Annotated in this window: 12 protein-coding genes; 6 read left to right on the top strand and 6 right to left on the bottom strand. The window is 69.9% G+C overall.

Annotated features, from left to right (window positions below):
* Window positions 1-5: 5 nt before the first annotated feature.
* Window positions 6-2408 (bottom strand): protein kinase domain-containing protein, encoded by a 2403-nt coding sequence (locus ABH927_RS10835; protein ID WP_370020428.1) that lies wholly within the window; start codon window positions 2406-2408, stop codon window positions 6-8.
* Window positions 2409-2547: 139 nt separating this feature from the next.
* Here ABH927_RS10835 and ABH927_RS10830 point away from each other — a divergent pair, with 139 nt between their 5' ends.
* The 4 genes from ABH927_RS10830 to ABH927_RS10815 all read left to right on the top strand — a co-directional run bounded on the left by ABH927_RS10830 (window position 2548) and on the right by ABH927_RS10815 (window position 9226).
* Window positions 2548-4104 (top strand): succinic semialdehyde dehydrogenase, encoded by a 1557-nt coding sequence (locus tag ABH927_RS10830; protein ID WP_370020426.1) that lies wholly within the window; start codon window positions 2548-2550, stop codon window positions 4102-4104.
* 20 nt (window positions 4105-4124) lie between these two features.
* Window positions 4125-5795 (top strand): GMC oxidoreductase, encoded by a 1671-nt coding sequence (locus ABH927_RS10825; RefSeq protein ID WP_370020813.1) that lies wholly within the window; start codon window positions 4125-4127, stop codon window positions 5793-5795.
* Between the two features lie 328 nt (window positions 5796-6123).
* Window positions 6124-7686, top strand: coding sequence for a glutamine-hydrolyzing GMP synthase (gene guaA, locus ABH927_RS10820; protein WP_370020811.1), 1563 nt, complete (start codon window positions 6124-6126; stop codon window positions 7684-7686).
* Window positions 7687-8017: 331 nt separating this feature from the next.
* On the top strand, window positions 8018-9226 hold the full coding sequence (locus ABH927_RS10815; RefSeq protein WP_370020425.1) for an acyltransferase family protein: 1209 nt from the start codon (window positions 8018-8020) through the stop codon (window positions 9224-9226).
* Here the strand turns inward: ABH927_RS10815 and ABH927_RS10810 are convergent.
* The 5 genes from ABH927_RS10810 to ABH927_RS10790 all read right to left on the bottom strand — a co-directional run bounded on the left by ABH927_RS10810 (window position 9177) and on the right by ABH927_RS10790 (window position 13764).
* Window positions 9177-9905 (bottom strand): polysaccharide deacetylase family protein, encoded by a 729-nt coding sequence (locus ABH927_RS10810; RefSeq protein WP_370020423.1) that lies wholly within the window; start codon window positions 9903-9905, stop codon window positions 9177-9179. The two genes, ABH927_RS10815 and ABH927_RS10810, sit on opposite strands and share 50 nt — an antisense overlap.
* A gap of 347 nt (window positions 9906-10252) precedes the next feature.
* Window positions 10253-11188: a hypothetical protein gene (locus ABH927_RS10805; protein WP_370020421.1), complete on the bottom strand. Its 936-nt coding sequence runs from the start codon at window positions 11186-11188 to the stop codon at window positions 10253-10255.
* Complete coding sequence (locus ABH927_RS10800) at window positions 11185-11529, bottom strand: PadR family transcriptional regulator (protein ID WP_370020419.1); 345 nt, start codon at window positions 11527-11529, stop codon at window positions 11185-11187. Before ABH927_RS10800 ends, ABH927_RS10805 begins: the two co-directional genes overlap by 4 nt.
* Before the next feature lie 409 nt (window positions 11530-11938).
* The gene (locus ABH927_RS10795; protein ID WP_370020809.1) at window positions 11939-12565 is read right to left on the bottom strand and encodes a response regulator; all 627 of its coding nucleotides are present in this window, start codon (window positions 12563-12565) and stop codon (window positions 11939-11941) included.
* Window positions 12566-12573: 8 nt separating this feature from the next.
* Window positions 12574-13764 (bottom strand): sensor histidine kinase, encoded by a 1191-nt coding sequence (locus tag ABH927_RS10790; RefSeq protein WP_370020417.1) that lies wholly within the window; start codon window positions 13762-13764, stop codon window positions 12574-12576.
* Between the two features lie 293 nt (window positions 13765-14057).
* Between ABH927_RS10790 and ABH927_RS10785 the strand changes: the two genes are divergently transcribed.
* Window positions 14058-15158, top strand: a complete 1101-nt coding sequence (locus ABH927_RS10785) for an acyltransferase family protein (RefSeq protein ID WP_370020415.1) — start codon at window positions 14058-14060, stop codon at window positions 15156-15158.
* Window positions 15159-15262: 104 nt separating this feature from the next.
* Window positions 15263-18322 carry a CDP-glycerol glycerophosphotransferase family protein gene (locus tag ABH927_RS10780; protein ID WP_370020413.1) on the top strand — a complete coding sequence of 1020 codons (3060 nt, stop codon included), beginning with the start codon at window positions 15263-15265 and terminating at the stop codon, window positions 18320-18322.
* Window positions 18323-18351 lie beyond the last annotated feature (29 nt).

Genomic DNA, 18351 nt, shown 5'->3' with positions numbered 1-18351 from the left:
ACCGGTCAGCTTCCGAGTTGCCGCCGCGAGTAGTACGGCCCCAGGATCTCGGCCTGCGTGGTCTCCAGGAGCGTCCGCAGGTGCTGACCCCGCAGGTCCGTCACGACCACGGCCGACTTGCCGGCGATGACCTCGGTCCAGCAGAACAGGTGTTGCTCGTCCCACCAGCCGAGGACCTTGGAGCAGTCGGAGCCGAACCTGCCCGTCTCCACCCCCGTGGTGGCGTTCCAGTAGCAGACCTTCGCCGCGTCGTCGGCGCACTTGGTGACGATCGAGGCGCCGGAGGGGGAGAACAGCCCGGACAACGTGTTGTACGGCATGCCGACGCCTTTGAGGGTTCTGACCGGGTTGCCGTCGAGGTCGTAGTAGCGGATCCCCTTGGTCGTGCCGCTGTCGAACCACGTGGCGACCATGCTGCCGTCGCCGTTCCAGTAGAACCGGCCCTCCTTGATCGAGGAGTCGTTGACCTTGCGGACCGTGGCGGTGCCGGTGTCGACGTCCACGATGATGAACCCCTTGGTGGTCCAGGTGGAGCCGCCGGGGTTGCGGATGCTGAGGAGCAGGCGGCGGCTGTCCTTCGTCCAGTCCGCGTACTCGTACGTCAGGGGATACTTGACGGTCTTGACCGTGCGGGCGTCGCCGGTGGCGCGGTCGACGAGGTCGACGCCGTGGTAGTTGTCGCTCGTGTAGCTCCTGGTCCGCCCGGCCGAGACCGTCCCGTCAGGGGAGATGGCCTGCTGCCAGTACTTCACGCTCTTGACGAACCGGCCATTCGCCGTCGAGCGTGGGTAGTTGATCCACTCGTTCTTCCGCTTGTCCTCGACCTCGTAGTAGGTCAGCCTCATCGGGTCGGACGCGTTCTCGTAGACCGTGGCGTTCACGCCCGGCAGCTTCGCCTCGGTCGTCTGGGCCGTCTCGGCCGGCGTCGGGCTCGGCTCCTGGCTGGTCGGCGTCGAGGCCGGAGTGGCGGACGTCGTCGTCGTTCCCCCGGCCTGGATGGTGCCGTCCGGGTCGCGATTGGCGATCACGACGGCGACCAGCACGACGATCAGCACCGCCACCGCACCGCTCGCGATGGCCACGCCGTACTTCCGCGGGGAACGTTCCGGGTCGTGCTCCAGGGTCTTCGTCTCCCTGACGGCCTGGGACGGCATCGGCGGCGGGTACGGCGACGGCGGCGGGCCGGGATACGGCCGGGTCGGCGGCGGGGGATGGGGACGGTTGCCAGGCGGAGCCTGGTGGGCCCCCGGATCCGACGCCGGGCCGGAGTACGGCCGCGGCGGTGGCGGCGCCGGGTAGGGACGGTCATCCGGGCGAGGCGGGCGCGCGCCCGGGTCCGACGTGGGCCCTGAGTGCGACGTGGGCCCTGAGTGCGGCGGGGGCCCTGAGTGCGGCGGGGGCCCCGGGTACGGCGGGGGCGGCATCGGCTGCCGGGCCGCCCAGGCGGCCGGCGGCACGGGCGATCTCCCCGGCGGCACGGGAGAGCCACCGGGCGGGACGGGAGAGCCACCGGGCGGGACGGGAGAGCCGCCGGGCGGGACGGGGGCCTCGGACGCCGCGGCGGCCGCTTCCTGGAGGATCGCCGGGCCCGGCGCGGAGTGCTGCAGCAGGCCGAGGAGCACCTGTTCGGCCGTGGGTCGCGTGCGCGGGTCCCTGGCCAGGCACGAGACCACGACGTCACGCAGTGGGGGCTGGAGGTCGCCCAGCTTCGGCTGGCCGTTCAGGATCCGGTTGATCACGGCGGGCAGCGAGTCGCTGCCGAACGGGCTCTCGCCGGTGGCCGCGTGGGCGATCGTGCAGCCCCAGGCGAACAGGTCGGCGGGCGGCCCGGCCGGCTCGCCCATGATCTGCTCCGGGGCCATGTAGGACGGGGTGCCCACGGGCCGGGACGTCAGAGTGGAGGAGGCGTCCAGGGCTCTGGCGATGCCGAAGTCGATCACCCGCGGGCCGTCCGGTCCCATGATGACGTTGGCCGGCTTCAGGTCGCGGTGGACGATCCCCGCCCGGTGGATGGCCGCGAGGGCGGTGGCCGTACCGATCGCGAGGCGGTGCAGGGCCGGCCCGCTGATCGGGCCCGAGGTGAGGACGCGCCGCTGCAGCGAGGGGCCCTCGATGTACTCGCTGACGATGTAGGGACGCTCCGCCTCGACCCCGGTCTCCATGACCTGGGCCGTGCAGAACGGGGCGACCCGCTTGGCCGCCGCCACCTCGCGGAGGAAGCGCTCCACCATGTCGGGGTCGCCCGCGAGGTCGGGTCGCAGCCACTTGACGGCGACCTTCTCGCCGGACGCCCCCGCGCCGAGGTAGACGACGCCCTGGCCCCCTTCTCCCAACCGCCCCTGGAGGTCGTAGGCGCCCAGCCGTGCCGGGTCTCCCGACCTCAGCGGGGCAACCTCAGCAGGCGGCACGAGAATGCCCGAATAGGCGAGCGATTTCTGGCATAGCTGGATTCTGGCGTGTCCCCAGGAGGACACGGAAGTGTCGTGTCCCGATGGTTGTCTTTACCAGCCAGTAGCCATAAGTCACGCTCCGGAATATTCTTCCGTCATGAGTGCCAGAATTGGGACGCTCGATGCGGCCATGGTCGAACGCATCCTTAAGCACGTCACCTCGGAAGGTAAAACCCGGGAGATCTCCGCCCCCTTCACCGGTGAGCTTCTCGCCGAGGTGCCGATCTCCACTGCCGAGGACGTCCGCGCGGCGTACGCCAAGGCCCGTGCCGCGCAGGAGGCGTGGGCCGCGCTGCCCGTGCGGGAGCGGGTCAGGCCGTTCCTCCGGTTGCACGACGCGATCCTGGACCGGCGCGAGGAACTTCTCGACATCGTCCAGTTGGAGACGGGCAAGGCGAGACGCCACGCGAACGAGGAGGTCCTCGACGCGGCCGGCTGCACGCTCTACTTCGCGCGGCGCGCCCCCCGGCTGCTGGAGGACCAGCGGCGCAAGGGCATCTTTCCCATCGCGACCCGCGCCACCGAGATCCGCCACCCCAAGGGCGCCGTGGCGGTGATCAGCCCGTGGAACTACCCGCTCGCGCTCGGCGTGCCGGACGTGGTCCCGGCGCTGATGGCGGGCAACGTCGTGGTCCACAAGCCCGACACGCAGACCCCGCTTTCGACGCTCTGGACGATCGACCTCCTCGTGGAGCTCGGCATGCCGCGCGACATCTGGCAGATCGTGCTCGGCGAGCCCGCCGAGATCGGCGACGCGCTGATGGACGGCGCCGACTACGTGGCCTTCACCGGCTCGACCCGCGGCGGCCGGAAGATCGCCGAGGAGGCCGCCAAGCGGCTCATCGGCTGCTCCCTGGAGCTCGGGGGCAAGAACCCGATGATCGTGCTCGACGACGCCGATCTCAACCTGGCCGCCCAGGGCGCCGTCCGGGCCTGCTTCACCAACGCGGGCCAGCTGTGCATCTCGATCGAGCGGCTCTACGTCCAGGAGTCGATCGCCGACGCGTTCCGCGAGAAGTTCGTCCGCGTGGTCGAGAACATGAAGCTGGGCGGTGGCCTCGACTGGAACTCCCAGATGGGGTCGCTCACGTCCCAGCGGCAGCTCGACGCCGTGTCCGCCCACGTGGCCGACGCCGTCGAGAAGGGCGCCACGGTCCTCGCCGGAGGCCGGGCGCGGCCCGACCTCGGCCCCCTGTTCTACGAGCCCACGGTGCTGGAGAACGTCACCGAGGACATGGACCTGTGCCGGGACGAGACGTTCGGGCCCGTCGTGGCGCTGTACCGCTTCTCGACCGAGGACGAGGCCGTCGACAAGGCCAACGACACCGTCTACGGCCTGAACGCCTCGATCTGGACCCGTGACCTCGACCGCGGCCGGCGGCTGGCCGCCCGCGTCAAGGCGGGCACCGTCAACATCAACGAGGGGTACGGCTCGGCCTACGGCTCCTACGACGCCCCCATGGGCGGCATGAAGGCGTCCGGCCTCGGGCGGCGCCACGGGACCGAGGGCCTGCTCAAGTACACCGAGGTCCAGACCGTCGCCAGCCAGGCCTCGTGGCTCGGGTTCGAGCCGATTCTCGGCCTGCCGTACGACACGTACGCCGACACCCTCGCGACCCTGCTCAAGACGATGAAGCGGCTGCACCTCAAGTAGCGGGGGATCAACCGGTGAGCATGGACTACGACGTCGTCGTCATCGGGTCGGGGTTCGGCGGGAGCGTTACGGCGCTCAGGCTGACCGAGAAGGGATACTCGGTCGGCGTCCTGGAGGCCGGCCGGCGGTTCGACGAGAACACGCTGCCCAAGACCTCCTGGCGGGCCAGGGACTTCCTGTGGGCGCCCGCGCTCGGCCTGAAGGGCATCCAGCGGATCCACGTGCTGCGCGGCCGCAGCGGCGTCATGGTCCTCGCCGGGGCGGGGGTCGGCGGCGGCTCCCTCGTCTACGCGAACACCCTCTACGAGCCGCTCGACCCGTTCTTCGACGATCCTCAGTGGAGCCACATCACCGACTGGAAGTCCGAGCTCAGCGCGTACTACGACCAGGCGAGACGCATGCTCGGCGTGGTGCTCAACCCCACCGTGACCCCGGCCGACGAGGTCATGCGCAAGGTCGCGGAGCGGATGGGGGTGGGCGACACCTTCCACCTCGCCCCGGTCGGCGTGTTCTTCGGCGAGCCGGGCGTCGAGGTGGACGATCCGTACTTCGGCGGGGCCGGGCCGCGCCGCCGCGGATGCGTGGAGTGCGGCGAGTGCATGACCGGCTGCCGCCACGGCGCCAAGAACACGCTGATCAAGAACTACCTCCATCTGGCCGAGAAGGCCGGGGCGAAGGTCCATCCCGAGACCACCGTCAGGAGCGTCCGCCCGATCGACGGCGGCTACGAGATCACGGTGAAGAGGACCGGCTCCTTCGGCCGGGCGCGCACGCTGACGGCCCGCCAGGTCGTCTTCGCCGCCGGCACGTACGGCACGCAGCACCTGCTCCACCGGCTCAAGGCGACCACCCTGCCCCGGCTGTCGCCCAGGCTCGGCGTGCTGACCAGGACGAACTCCGAGGCACTGCTCGGCTTCGAGCGCCTGACGGCCAAGGGGGAGAAGCTCAACCGGGGCGTGGCGATCACGTCGTCGATCCACCCCGACGCCGAGACCCACATCGAACCGGTCAGGTACGGCGACGGCTCCAACGCGATGGCCATGCTGCGAACCCTGCTCGTCGATGGTGACGGGAGGGCTCCGCGCTGGCTGAGGTTCCTCGGCGCGGCCCTCCGGCGGCCGCATCTCGTGCCCCGGCTGTTCAACCACCGCAAATGGTCCGAGCGGGCCATCATCGCTCTCGTCATGCAGGCCAAGAACAACTCGATCACCGTCTCTCTGCGGAAGGGGAGGCTGCGGGCCGGGCCCGGCCACGGCGAGCCGAACCCGACCTGGGTCCCGGCCGGGCACCAGGCGGTGCGCCTGGCGGCGGAGGAGATCGGCGGCATGCCCGGCGGATCATGGCTGGACCTCTTCGACATCCCGGCCACGGCCCACTTCCTCGGTGGCTGCGCGATCGGCGACTCGCCCGAGACCGGCGTGATCGACCCCTACCACCGCGTCTACGGGTACGAGGGCCTGCACATCGTCGACGGCTCGGCGATCTCGGCCAACCTCGGCGTCAACCCCTCGCTGACCATCACCGCCCAGGCCGAGCGCGCCATGGCGTTCTGGCCCAACAAGGGCGATCCCGACCCGCGTCCCGCTCCGGGTTCGGGTTACGTACGGCTCTCGCCGATCGCCCCCGCCCGGCCGGTCGTCCCCTCAGCCGCTCCCGGAGCCCTCCGGCTGCCCATCGTGGAGATCACCTAGTTTTCCCCGGCAGGCAAGGTTGCAAGGTTTGGCCGTTCAACACCAGCCTTCTCGGCGTGATCATGCACATATTCCCGTATGGGCCGCCCACCTGGCGCTTTGGTCCGCGTGATCATGCGCTATGAGGGCGTGTCCGTCGGACGGACACTGCCTGATCACGAAGAGTGGCGGCGCTGATCACACCGCGTGCGGCCGGAATCCGTGCATGATCACGATTCGGGAAACCGGACGTGCCCGAGCTTCCCGGGACACGCTGCATGATCACGGCGACGTGGAGAACGGCTTGTGCGAACAGCGCCGATAGACTTGCGGTACCGCTCGTTTTCCTCTGGGGGTCCTTCCGGTGTCTGAGTTCGACACGGTCCTGGTCGTCGACTTCGGCGCGCAGTACGCGCAGCTGATCGCCCGCCGGGTGCGTGAATGCCACGTCTACTCCGAGATCGTCCCGTCGACGATGCCGGTGTCCGAGATGCTGGCCAGGAAACCCAAGGCGATCATCTTGTCCGGTGGCCCGTCATCGGTGTACGCCGAGGGGGCTCCGCCTGCCCCGGATGGCCTGTTCGAGACCGGGGTGCCGACGTTCGGCATCTGCTACGGCTTCCAGGCGATGGCCCAGGCGCTGGGGGGCCGGGTCGCCAAGACCGGGGCCGCCGAGTTCGGCGGCACCTCGCTGAACGTGCTCCGCGAGGGCCTGCTCTTCGCCGGGCTGCCGGCCGTACAGTCGGTGTGGATGTCGCACGGCGACTCGGTGGTGGGGGCCCCGGCGGGGTTCGCCGTCACCGCCTCGACCGAGGCCACCCCGGTCGCCGCGATGGAGGACCCCTCCCGCGGCCTGTACGGCGTGCAGTTCCACCCCGAGGTGCTCCACTCGGCCCACGGGCAGGCGGTGCTCAAGCACTTCCTCGACGCGGCCGGTTGCCGCCCGTCGTGGACCATGCTCAACATCGTCGAGGACGCCGTCGAGGCGGTGCGTGAGCAGGTCGGCGACGGCAGGGCGATCTGCGCGCTGTCGGGCGGGGTCGACTCCGCCGTGGCCGCCGCCATCGTCCAGCGGGCCATCGGCGACCGTCTCACCTGCGTCTTCGTCGACCACGGGCTGCTGCGCAAGGGTGAGGCCGAGCAGGTCGAGCGGGACTTCGTCGCCGCGACCGGCGTGAAACTCCGCGTCGTGGACGCCGCGGAGCGGTTCCTCAAGGCCCTGTCCGGGGTCACCGACCCGGAGGAGAAGCGCAAGATCATCGGCCGGGAGTTCATCCGCGTCTTCGAGGACGAGCAGCGCGCCATCCTCGCCGACGGTCCGGTCGACTTCCTCGTCCAGGGCACGCTCTACCCCGACGTCGTCGAGTCGGGCGGAGGCACCGGGACCGCCAACATCAAGTCGCACCACAACGTGGGCGGGCTTCCCGACGACCTCAAGTTCGAGCTGGTCGAGCCGCTCCGGACGCTGTTCAAGGACGAGGTCCGGCGGGCCGGTGAGGAGCTGGGCCTGCCGCCGGCGATGGTGTGGCGTCAGCCGTTCCCCGGCCCCGGGCTCGGCATCCGGATCATCGGCGAGGTCACCCGCGAGCGGCTCGACCTGCTGCGCGAGGCCGACGCCATCGCCCGCGAGGAGCTGTCCCGCGCCGGGCTCGACCGCGACATCTGGCAGTGCCCGGTCGTGCTGCTTGCCGACGTCCGATCGGTCGGCGTCCAGGGCGACGGCCGCACCTACGGCCACCCGGTCGTCCTCAGGCCCGTCACGTCGGAGGACGCGATGACCGCCGACTGGGCCCGCGTGCCGTACGACGTGCTGTCCCGGATCTCCACGAGGATCACCAACGAGGTCCGCGAGATCAACCGCGTCGTCGTCGACGTCACCAGCAAGCCCCCCGGCACCATCGAGTGGGAATAGCCCTTTCCCGTGGACCCACGGGCTGAGCGCGTTCCACGCCATATCCGGCTGACCCTTTCCGAGTCTGCTCACCTGCGCCGATAACCCCTCCTCGCACGTCTTGCGGCGGCCGAGCGTGAACCGTGGACAGCGCGAAGGCCGGGCCACCACCGTCCCGGCGGTTACTCCCGGCCTCACTTCGTAGCCCTACGGGGCGCGCTACTCATTGTCCTGGCCTCGTCACCGGATTCGCCCGGCTTCCCTGCTTCGTCCGGGCCGCCCCAAAGCTGGGCAGGTCGGGAAAGTGGTACATACCGGTGTGGTTTCCGTAAAGGCCGGTATGTTAACGCGAGTGATTGCCACTCAGCCGGTCATGGGATCGTCAAGCACGAAGGGCGCGCGGCTGGCGTGGCTCGACGCGCTGCGGGGGATCGGGGCGATGGCCGTGGTGGCCGAGCACATGCTGCCCTGGTTGATGCCCGCGCTCCGGCCTTTCTGGTTCAACCTCGGCATGTACGGCGTGCTGGTGTTCTTCCTGGTCAGTGGCTATATCATCCCGACCTCGCTGGAGCGCGGGGGAGACGTCAGGGCGTTCTGGATCAGCCGGTTGTTCCGGCTCTATCCCCTCTACCTGGTTGTGATCGGTCTCGTCCTGGTCATGGCGATCTGGGTGCCGGTGCGGCAGGAGGTGCCGCGCCACGTGTCGTCCGTGGCCGCGCACCTGACGATGCTGCTCGATGTCGTGCACACCGGCGGTCTGGCCGACCCGATGTGGACCCTGTCGTACGAGATGGTCTTCTACCTGCTGGTGACCGCTCTGTTTGTCGGCGGGGTGCACAAGCGGAGCGGCACGCTGGCCATCGTCTTCGGCATCGTGGCCGTCTGCGCGGGGCTCGTGCTGTCCGCGCCGCTGCTGCCCGGCAAATGGCCGGCCATCGCGGCGTGCGCGGTGTTCGTCGCGGGCGTGGCGTGCCTGATCACCGGCCGGTTACGTACGGCTGCCGCCTACGCGCTGGGCCTGATGGCGATCGTCCTGCTGGTCTTCGCGAGCTTCGTGCCCTGGTTCGGGGCGGCGATCCTCGCGGTCATGTTCACGGGGACGGCCATCCAGAGGTGGGAGAGCGGCGCGAGCGGGCTCGCGCCGGTCGTCGTGTCGGCGGCCCTCGTGGCCGCCGCTCCGGTGTGGTCGATCCAGGCGGGCTGGTGGTGGGTTCAGCCCGACGTGTGGATCATCACGATCGCCCTGGCCGCCGCGACCTTCGCGCTCGGGATGGCCCTGCGCGGCCGTCCCCTGCCGGGAGTGCTGACCTGGCTGGGCCTGATCAGCTACTCGATCTATCTGCTCCACCATCCGATGCTCAGGTTCCTGAACGCCATGGCGGGCGATCTCCGGCGGTTGCCGGCCGCTGCCCAGGCGTCCATCACGCTGGGCTATCTGACCTTGCTGCTCGGCCTGAGCTGGCTGACGTACCGGTTCGTGGAGTCCCCGACGCAGCGCCTCGGGAGGCGGATCAGTCGTCGCTCAGCAGCGGCTCCTCCGGGTATATCCGCCCAGGGATGAGCTTCTGGCCTTCGAGCAGCTTGGAGACCGTCACGAAGTGGTAGCCCTGCTTGGTCAGCTCCTTCAGGACGGCCGGGAGTGACTGGACCGTCTGCTTGACCGTCTCGTGCATCAGCACGACCTCGTCCCGGCCGGCGATGTCGAGAGCCCTGGTGGTGAGGAACTCCACGTCGCGGTAGTCCGGGATGAAGTCCTGGGTGGCGACCGTTCCCGGGATCTGGACGAGCCCGAACTTGGCCGTCGCGGTCTCCACGTCCTCGTCGGTCAGCCCGCCGGGAGCCCGGAACAGGACCGGTGACTTCTTGGTCGCCTTCTTGATGATCCGCTGAGTGTCCCTGATCTCGCGGTAGATGTCCTCGTAGCTCAGCTCGGTGAGGTACTTGTGGTCCCAGGTGTGGTTGCCGATCTCGTGGCCGTCCCTGGCGATGTGCGCGGTGATCTTGGGGTGCTTCTTCACCCGATTGCCGATCACGAAGAAGGTGGCCTTGGCCTTGTACTTCTTGAGGATCTTCAGCAGGGTCTCCGCGTAGTCGGCGGGCCCGTCGTCGAAGGTCAACGCGATGCACTTGTGGGTCACGCAGTATGGCTTCTTCGGCGCCGACCGGGCCTGAGCCGGTGCGGCGACCGCCATCATCAGCGCGCACGCGACGGCGAGGGAGATGAGACGACGCAAAGCCATGGTGCAGCTCCTTGGGGGATTATTCAGGCCGCATCGTAACGTGCTCTGACACACCAGCCGCTTGGAGCGCCAACTAAAGCGGGTGAGTTGCGTCGCAGCGAGTCCTTCCTCGGCCGAGACGACGAAACCCCGTGACCCGTCATGACCCGGAAAGGAACCTTCTGATGGCCACCACCGCGACCACCCAGACCGGCGGCGAGCCGCCCGGTGCCTGGTCTGTACGGGACCAATCGCGGCGGCGTCGACTGGCCGCCTGGCCCGCTACTGCGGCACCCCCTGCCGTCAGGCCGCCCACGGTCGGCCGAACCAGGCCCGCGCCTGCTCCAAGTGCACCACGTCGGAGGAGATCAGGTGGTCGGCCGATAGGGCTCGGTGCGCAGCTCACGGTAGAGCTTGCGTGCCGCGTCGAGCAGGCCCACGACGATGGAAGCGACCAGCACGACCTTCACGATCTGGTCGGCGGGCTCGGCGGCGAACATCGCACCCGCCGAGGTGACCCAGCCGAAGACCGCGCACGCGGCGAGTGTCAGCCCGATCTCGATGCGCCTGGTCAACGGCTGCCAACTCCCACGGACGATCAGCACCGCGTACAGCACGAAGTGCCCGGCCAGCACCGCCACCAGCCAGGGCGCACGCTCACGCAGGAACCCCTCGTCCATCGCCAGCGCCCGGTAGGCTTCGGGCGCGGCCTGGCCCCCGAGCAGCACGTCCCCGTTGAACAGCAGGAACAACCCCACTCCTCCTGCGACGACGGCGGCCAGACAGCCGAGGCGGCTGACCCGATCGCGCCCGAAGCGGCGAGGCCGCCACGCGACGGCGCCTGGCCGGGTACGGCGCCACCACGCGGCAGTGGCGAAACCGGCCACGAGCACGCCAGGCCACCACAGCGCGCCCACGCCGTCGCCGGTCCACCACTGACCGAGCGCGCCGAGCAGGTCGCCTGCTGACGCGATCGGATGCCGCATGAGTGTGTCGAGCAGGCCGAGCACCCAGATGACGGCGACACCGATTACGGCGAGCCTGACGAATCGGCGCGAGTCGGCGGGATCGATGAGGATCAGCGGCTGACGGTATCTCGCGGCGGTCTCGGCGGGACGGCCGTAGCCGAGCACCAGGGCGGTGGCCATCGCCTCGTCGGCGGGGCGGCCCGCCTGCTCGGCTTCGGCGGCGAGCTGTTCGGTCAGCAGGCTGCGCAGCTCATAGCCGACGTCGCGCCGCTGCGCCCGCGGCAGCAGCCTGGCCACGTCGTCCACATAACTCTGGATGAGGTCGTCGGGGGTCATGGGCGCTCTCCGCCTTTCAGGAGAAGATCCACGGTGTGGTTGAGTCCGCGCCATGAGGCCGTGAGCCGTCGATACAGCTCCAGGCCGTCGGCGCTGAGCACGTAGTAGCGGCGTGGCGGGCCGCCATCGGTGCGCCATTCGCTGGTCAGCACGCCTTGGGACTCCAGCCGCCTGAGCAGGGGGTAGAGCGTGCCCTCCTCGATCGGCATGCCGCTTTCCGCCAGCGATTGGCGCAGTTCGTAGCCGTAGCGCGCGGTGCGCAACTGCGACAGCGCGGCGAGGACGACGACGCCACGCCGCAGCTCCAGTTCGAGCTTGTCGTACGCACCTTCTGTCACCATGTGGCACACAGTACTATGCGCCGCACAGCTAATCCATGCCTCAGGCCTCGGTACTGGTGGGCGCGCCGTGATCCCCGCCCTGCGGGCGGCACTGGCGGCCGGGCCTGAAGGGAGCCGCTCGGGTTCGTGTCATAGTTCGATCGGGTACAGACGATGGACCGGATCGGCCTGGCCGCCGCGACCGGGCGGAGGTTGAGCGGGCGTTCGAGCAGTACGCGCGGTAGTGGAACGCACCCCGGAGGTACGCTGGCCGTGATCCAGTGCGACTGAGGTCCGCCGGACGTTCCCTTGCTCCTGGGCACGCCTGCCCTGGGTTCTAAGCGAACGTCGCAGCGGTGCTGTACAGCAACGGATGCCGCCTGCCGGGTCCGCGTCGCGGGCGGCGGGGCACACCGCCGGACCCGGCGGCTCAATCGACCAGGCGGTGTTCCCACGCCCAGGCCGCGATCTCCACCCGGTTGCGGGTGCCCAGCTTCATGTGCACGCTGCCCAGATGTGTCTTGACGGTGCCGACGGCGATGAACAGGCGCTGGGCGATTTCCGCGTTGGTCAGGCCGCGGGCGATCAACTTCACCACGTCGAGCTCCCGCGGCGACAGGCCCGCGTCGTCGTGCGCCGGGACCGCGGGACTGAGGTGCTTCAGCAGCCGCACCGTGATCGAAGGGCTGATCAGGGCATCGCCCGACACCGCCGCCCGGACCGCCTCCACCAGCAGTGCCGGCCCCGAGTCCTTGAGCAGGAACCCGGACGCGCCGGTGCTCAGCGCCGTGTGCACGTATTCGTCGAGATCGAAGGTGGTCACCACGACCACTTTGACCGGGTCGGCGACACCCTTGCCCGCCAGCAGCCGGAGCGCCTCCAGGCCGTCCATCCGGGGCATCCTGATGTCCAGCAGCGCCACATCGGGCCGGAGCCGCCGGGCCAGGTCGACCGCGGCCACGCCGTCCGCCGCCTCGCCCACCACTTCCATGTCCGGCTGGCTGTCGATGATCATGCTGAAGCCGGTCCGGACCATGGCCTGATCGTCGGCGATCATCACTCGAATCACCGCGCCGCCTCCTGATTGAGCGGCAGCGCCGCGTCGACCACCCAGCCGCCGACGGCACCGGGCCCGGCGGAGAACCGTCCGCCGAGGGCATGGACCCGCTCGGTGAGGCCCATGAGACCGTACCGGTGCTGTCGCCGGGGCGCGGCGGCGCGCGGGGTGGCGCCGTCGTCGGTCACCCGGACGAGGAGTGACTCCGGGCCGCGGAAGATCTGCACGTCGACCGACCGGGCGCCCGCCGCGTGCCTGCGGATGTTCGTCAACGCCTCCATCACCACCCGGTAGGCCGTGGTGGAGACCTCAACGGGGATCCCGTCCAGATCTCCGTCGACGTGCAGGTGGGCCACCGGCGCACCCGAACCGTTGAAGCCCGCCAGCAACAGGTCGAGCTCCGTCAGCCCGGCCAGCGGCGTCAACGGCGCGTCCGGTGCGGCGTGCGGGTCGCGCAGCACGCCCACCATCCGCCGCATCGATTTCATCGTCTCCGCGCCGGCCTGCTCGATCTGTTCCAGGGCGAGGATCACCCTCTGCGGATCCTGTTCGGCGATGAACCGCGCGCCCTGCGCCTGGACCACGATTCCCGTGACGTGGTGGGCGATGAAGTCATGCAGGTCCCGGGCGAACTCGGCGCGCTGCTCGGCCCGCATCGTGGCGAGGACCTGGTCCCGCCCACGGTCCAGGAACCGCATGTAGGCCCCACCCGCGGTCGCGCCGGCCACGCCGAGGGCGAGGAGGAGCGCGGCTATGACGTACGTGTCGTCGACGACACCGCGCAACGGCAGCAGGACGACGGCCAGCCCGAGGGCCAGAACCGCGGCGACCGACGACCTGGGCGCCCCCCGGCGCGCCACCACATAGAGGCTCGCGAGCAGGCCGCAGGTCTCGGCGAAGCCCCACACGCCCGTCGCGCCGAACCCGGCGGTCAGCATGGCGACGGTGACGAGGATCGACGCCGCGGCGAGCAACAGAGCCAGCGACGGCAGGCGCCGGGAGTTCTGCGGGTGTGCGGGCAGCCAGACAAGCACGGTGGCCACCGCCAGCCCCACCCGTACCAGCGACAGCACAAGGCCTACGCCGGAGAGCTGCAGCATGCCGAAGTGGAGGTCGATGATCCCGAGCACCGCCATCACTGTGAACCCGGCCACCTGGCCCAGGCGGAACCACCAGCGTTGGATCTGCGGCTTCGTCATCGCGACCAGCGTAGTCAGAGTGCGTGGATGCCGATATCGGCCGAAAGGCAGGGCCGGTGCCGTGCGGATACCTGCCTAGGGGCCGATGCGCCGTGCCGGGTCTGGCGGCGAGGCTTCTCTAGAGCCGACAGCCGCCTTCCGGAGGCCCCCCGGTCCGCTCAGCGGAGCATCCCGCCCCGCGCGCACTGGCCCTGAGGGGCCGCAGACCCCTGAAGCAGGAAACCCGGCCGGAAACCGAATCAGCCGCCCGGGGGCTCCGGCGTGCCCTGCCTCCCGCATGACCAAGGAGAATCGTGACGACCGTTCGGATTCACGCCGGGAACGCCCGGACCGCGCCCGGCGCCGATGCGTCCCGGCAACGGGCACAGTGGGCGGACGTCGCCAAGGGCGCATGCATCATCCTCGTGGTGTTGTGGCACGTCATCGTCAAGGACTATCTGCAGATCAGCTGGCATGCCGGCCTGCCCGTCCCCAGTGCCTGGGGAACGCTGGGCGAGCAACTCCTGCCGCTTCGGATGCCGCTGTTCTTCACCATCTCCGGGGTTTTCGCGGCGAATGCCGTAAATCGCCCGTGGCGGGTGCTGGGCAGATCCCGGGTCGCCAAATTCCTGTACTTGTACGCCGTCTGGCTGCTCATCCACACCGCGATCCTGGCCGCGGCCCCGGATTTCAACACCGACCACGCCGATTCCGTGCTCGGGCTGGTGGAACAGCTCACCATCACCCCGTCCAACCTCTGGTACCTGTACGCCCTCGCGGTCTATTTCGCGTTCGCCAAGGCCGTACGACGGGCGCCGCGGCCGGTGATCCTCGCGGCGGCCGCGGCCCTGTCCGTCATCACGGCCGCCGGCGTGCTCGCCACCCCGGGCGACCGCGGCGGCGTCTACCAGAACCTGGTGTTCTTCCTCGGCGGTCTGTACTTCAAGCCGTACGTCGAACGGTGGGCGGCGACCGCCACGAACCGCCGCCTGGCCCTGACCTTCGTCGTGTACGCCGCGGCGCTGACGGTCATGGCCGTGACCGGCGGTCAGCGCTGGGTGGGGGTGTGGCCGGCGGTGTCCGTCGCGGCGGTGGCCTTCGGCGTCACCGCCGCCGAGCGGGTGAGCAGATGGCGGCCGGTGGGTGACGCGCTCGCCGCCCTTGGACGACGAACGCTGCCGATCTATGTCGTCCACATGCCGCTGCTCGCCCTGCTGCACGGGTTCCTCGTCGGTCCGATGTCCAGGCTGAGCGGCGACGGACAGGCGCTCGCGGTGGTGGGGTATCCGATTCTGCTGACCGCCGTGGTGATCGGTCTGAGCCTGGCGATCCGCCGCGGGCTGCTCGCGGCGCGCGCGACGTGGCTGTTCGAACTTCCCGGATGGCGGCGACCGGCCGCGCCGGGGGGGACCTGAGCGCGCGGAAAGCTGGCGCGGCCAGGTCAAGGAACGGTCAAGCGTCGGTAAGGCGATCGAGGTTAGGCCGATGCCCGCCACCCGCCGGAAGGCATCCTGGCCGCGTGACGGTGCCTCCCAGACTCTCGGTGATCGTGCCTCTTCAGGGCCCGGAAGAGCACTTCGAGGAGTGCCTTCGGTCCCTCCGCGACCAGACCCTGCCGGACATCGAGGTCGTCATCGTCCGCCACCCGCGAGCCGTACGGGACCAGGACGCGAAAGCCGTACGGGACCTGCGGTTCAGGGTCGTCACCGCGGCGACCCTCGACGTGGGAGCGGCCCGGAACACGGGAGTCGCGCACGCGACGGGGGCCTTCCTGGCCTTCGCCGGGAGCGACGCCGTGATCCCGGCCGACGCCTATCGGGCGCTGGTGGAGAGCCTGGAGAACACCGGCTCGGACCTCGCCTGCGGGAAGGCCGCCCGGATCGCTGTGGAGACGGCGGGACGGCATCTGGCGGGGACGACCGTTCTCCGCACACACATCACGAAGCAGCCGACGCTGCTGCAGGACACGTCGGTGACGAACAAGGTCTTCCGCCGGGCCTTCTGGGACGAGCACGGGTTCGCGTTCCCGGAAGGCCTGCGGGAGGACTTCCCGGTCACGATCCCGGCCCATGTGCGTTCCCGGTCGACCGACGTGCTGAACGAGGTCGTCTGCCTGGGCCGCGCGGACAATGCCCGGTCCGCCGACCCCGGCCGGCGGCTCGCGGCCATGCTGGAGGTCTCCGGTCTCCTCGCCGAGCATGCCCCAGAACTCAAGAGGCGCTACGACAGACAGCTCGCCGAGCACGGCGATCTCGTGACGCTGCTCGGCGACGCCTCAATCGAGGGCGGGGTGGACCGGCTCCTGGAACTCGCTCCGGAGCTTGCCGATCTTGACCCCGAGGCCGGCGACACGCTGCCGGTGCTGGGGCGGCTCACGCTCTTCCTCGCGGCGCGCGGCAGGGCCGACGAGCTGCGAAAGCTCCAGCGGTTCGCGCGGACGGACATCAGGGACAGCGGAGTCGTACGGCGGAGGCCGGCACTGCCCGGCCTCCCGCGCCCCCGCTGGTATCTCGACTATCCCTTCCGGGGCGACCGCGGGGTCCCGGACCACCTCTACGAGGCCGACCGCGACTTCGAACCGCACGCCCGGGTCGATGACGTACGGCACTGCGGCGGCATGCTGCGGGTCGAGGGCCATGCCTACATCGCGCACCTGGAGAGCCGCCGCAGTCATGTCGGCGTGTGGCTACAGCGTGGCGACGACCGGATCGACGTCCCGATCAGGCGCGTCTCCCGGCCGGACGTGACCGCTGATTCGGGGCAGTCCGCTGTGTGTCACGACGACTCGGGATTCGTGGCGGAGATCGATCCAACTCGTCTGCAGGATGGCCGCTGGGCGCTCCACGCCGAAGTGTCGGCGCGAGGGATCACGCGGTCGGGCAGGTTCGCCGCTGGGCGGAGCGCGGGCGAGCGGAAGTTCCCCGCGGGCGGCGTACGCGTGACCCTCACCGAGGAGCGAGGCCTCACTCTCACCTCCGGCCGTCCCGCCGAGGACTCCGGGTGTCATCCCGACGATCTGGCTCCTTGCTCTGGAGCCGAGGTGACCGGAGTCCGGTGGACCGAGGCCCACGATCTGGTTCTGACCGGCGTGGGCCTGAGCCGTACGGACACGATCGTCCTGCGCCACGCCAGGACGGCCGAGCGCCACACCTGGCCGCTCCACCTGGAGAGCGCCGGTGGCGGGCAGGGACGGTGGGCGGCGACGATCGGGCGGACGGAGCAGGGACTGCCGTTGCGGAGCGGGACCTGGCGGGTGTTCTGCGGCGACGAGCGGCTGAGGCTGAGGGCGCGTCTTGTGGGTGACCTGCCCGAGCCGCACACCACCGGTCTTCACGAGGTCTCCTTCCGCACCACGCTCGCCCGCGAGCTGATCCTGGTGGTGAGGCCCGCGCTGCATCCGGACGAGCGCGGCAGGTACGCGACGCGCAGGCGCGGGACGTCCCCTCAGGGAAGCGGGACGTCCCGTCAGGGAAGCGGGACGTCCCTTCAGCGGCGCGTCACGTCCTGGCGGCCGGCCGGACGGCTCTGGGACGCGGCCTTCTTCGACAGCTACGGCGGCGGGCAGTACTCGTGCAATCCCCGAGCCGTCTCCGAAGAGCTCGGGCGGCGCCGTCCCGACATGGAGCTGATCTGGGTCACCCGCGACGGGCAGTTCACGGTGCCGGCGGGAGTCCGCACGGTCCTGTACGGCTCCCGCGAGCACGAGCAGGCGCTGCGCTCCTGCCGCTTCGTGGTGGCCAACCGGCGGACCCAGCCGAGCTGGTACGCCAAGCGGCCGGGCCAGATGTTCGTCCAGACCTGGCACGGCACGCCCCTCAAACGTCTCGGCCGCGACATCGCGGGCATGCCGTACGCCCAGCGGGATCTGGACGAGGACCTGGAGCGTTACGCCGCGATGTGGGACCTGATGGTCTCGCCGAGCCCGTTCGCCACGCCGATCCTGCGGGGGGCGTTCGGTTATCGGGGGGAGATGCTCGAATCGGGCTACCCGCGCACGGACGTGCTGTTCCGCCCCGGCCGAGACCGCTGGGTGCGGCGGCGTCTGTCCATTCCCGAGGACAGGCGGGTCATCCTCTACGCGCCCACGTGGCGAGACGACGAGCTGACCGGTCGCCGCCGTCTCGGCCTGGAGTTGGACGTGGGGCGGGCGGTCGAGGCGCTCGGCCTCGACGACGTGCTCCTCGTCCGGACGCATTACCTCGTGGCCGACCGGATGACGATTCCGCCCGGTGTCATCGATGTCTCCCGATTTCCGGATATGGCCGATCTGCTGGCGGCGACCGACGTGCTGATCACCGACTATTCGTCGGCCATGTTCGATTTCGCCTGCACGGGCAGGCCGATGGTGTTCTTCACATACGACCTGGAGCGTTATCGCGACGAGGTGCGCGGTTTCTATTTCGACTTCGAGGAGGAGGCTCCCGGCCCAATCGTGCGAAACTCGGATGAAGTCATCGAAGCACTGAAATATGCCGATGCAACGCCGTACAAGGTGAGATATCAGGACTTCAGTGACAAGTTCTGCCCGTGGGACGACGGCCACGCTTCCGAGCGCGTGGTCGGGCGGATGCTCGCATGACAGGTGCTCCTATCACGGGTGCTCGTATG

The sequence above is a fragment of the Planotetraspora sp. GP83 genome (assembly GCF_041262585.1).
GTDB lineage: Bacteria > Actinomycetota > Actinomycetes > Streptosporangiales > Streptosporangiaceae > JAOEGB01.
The sequence above is the reverse complement of the archived record's forward strand: the minus strand, read 5'-3'. Positions and strand labels throughout refer to the sequence as shown.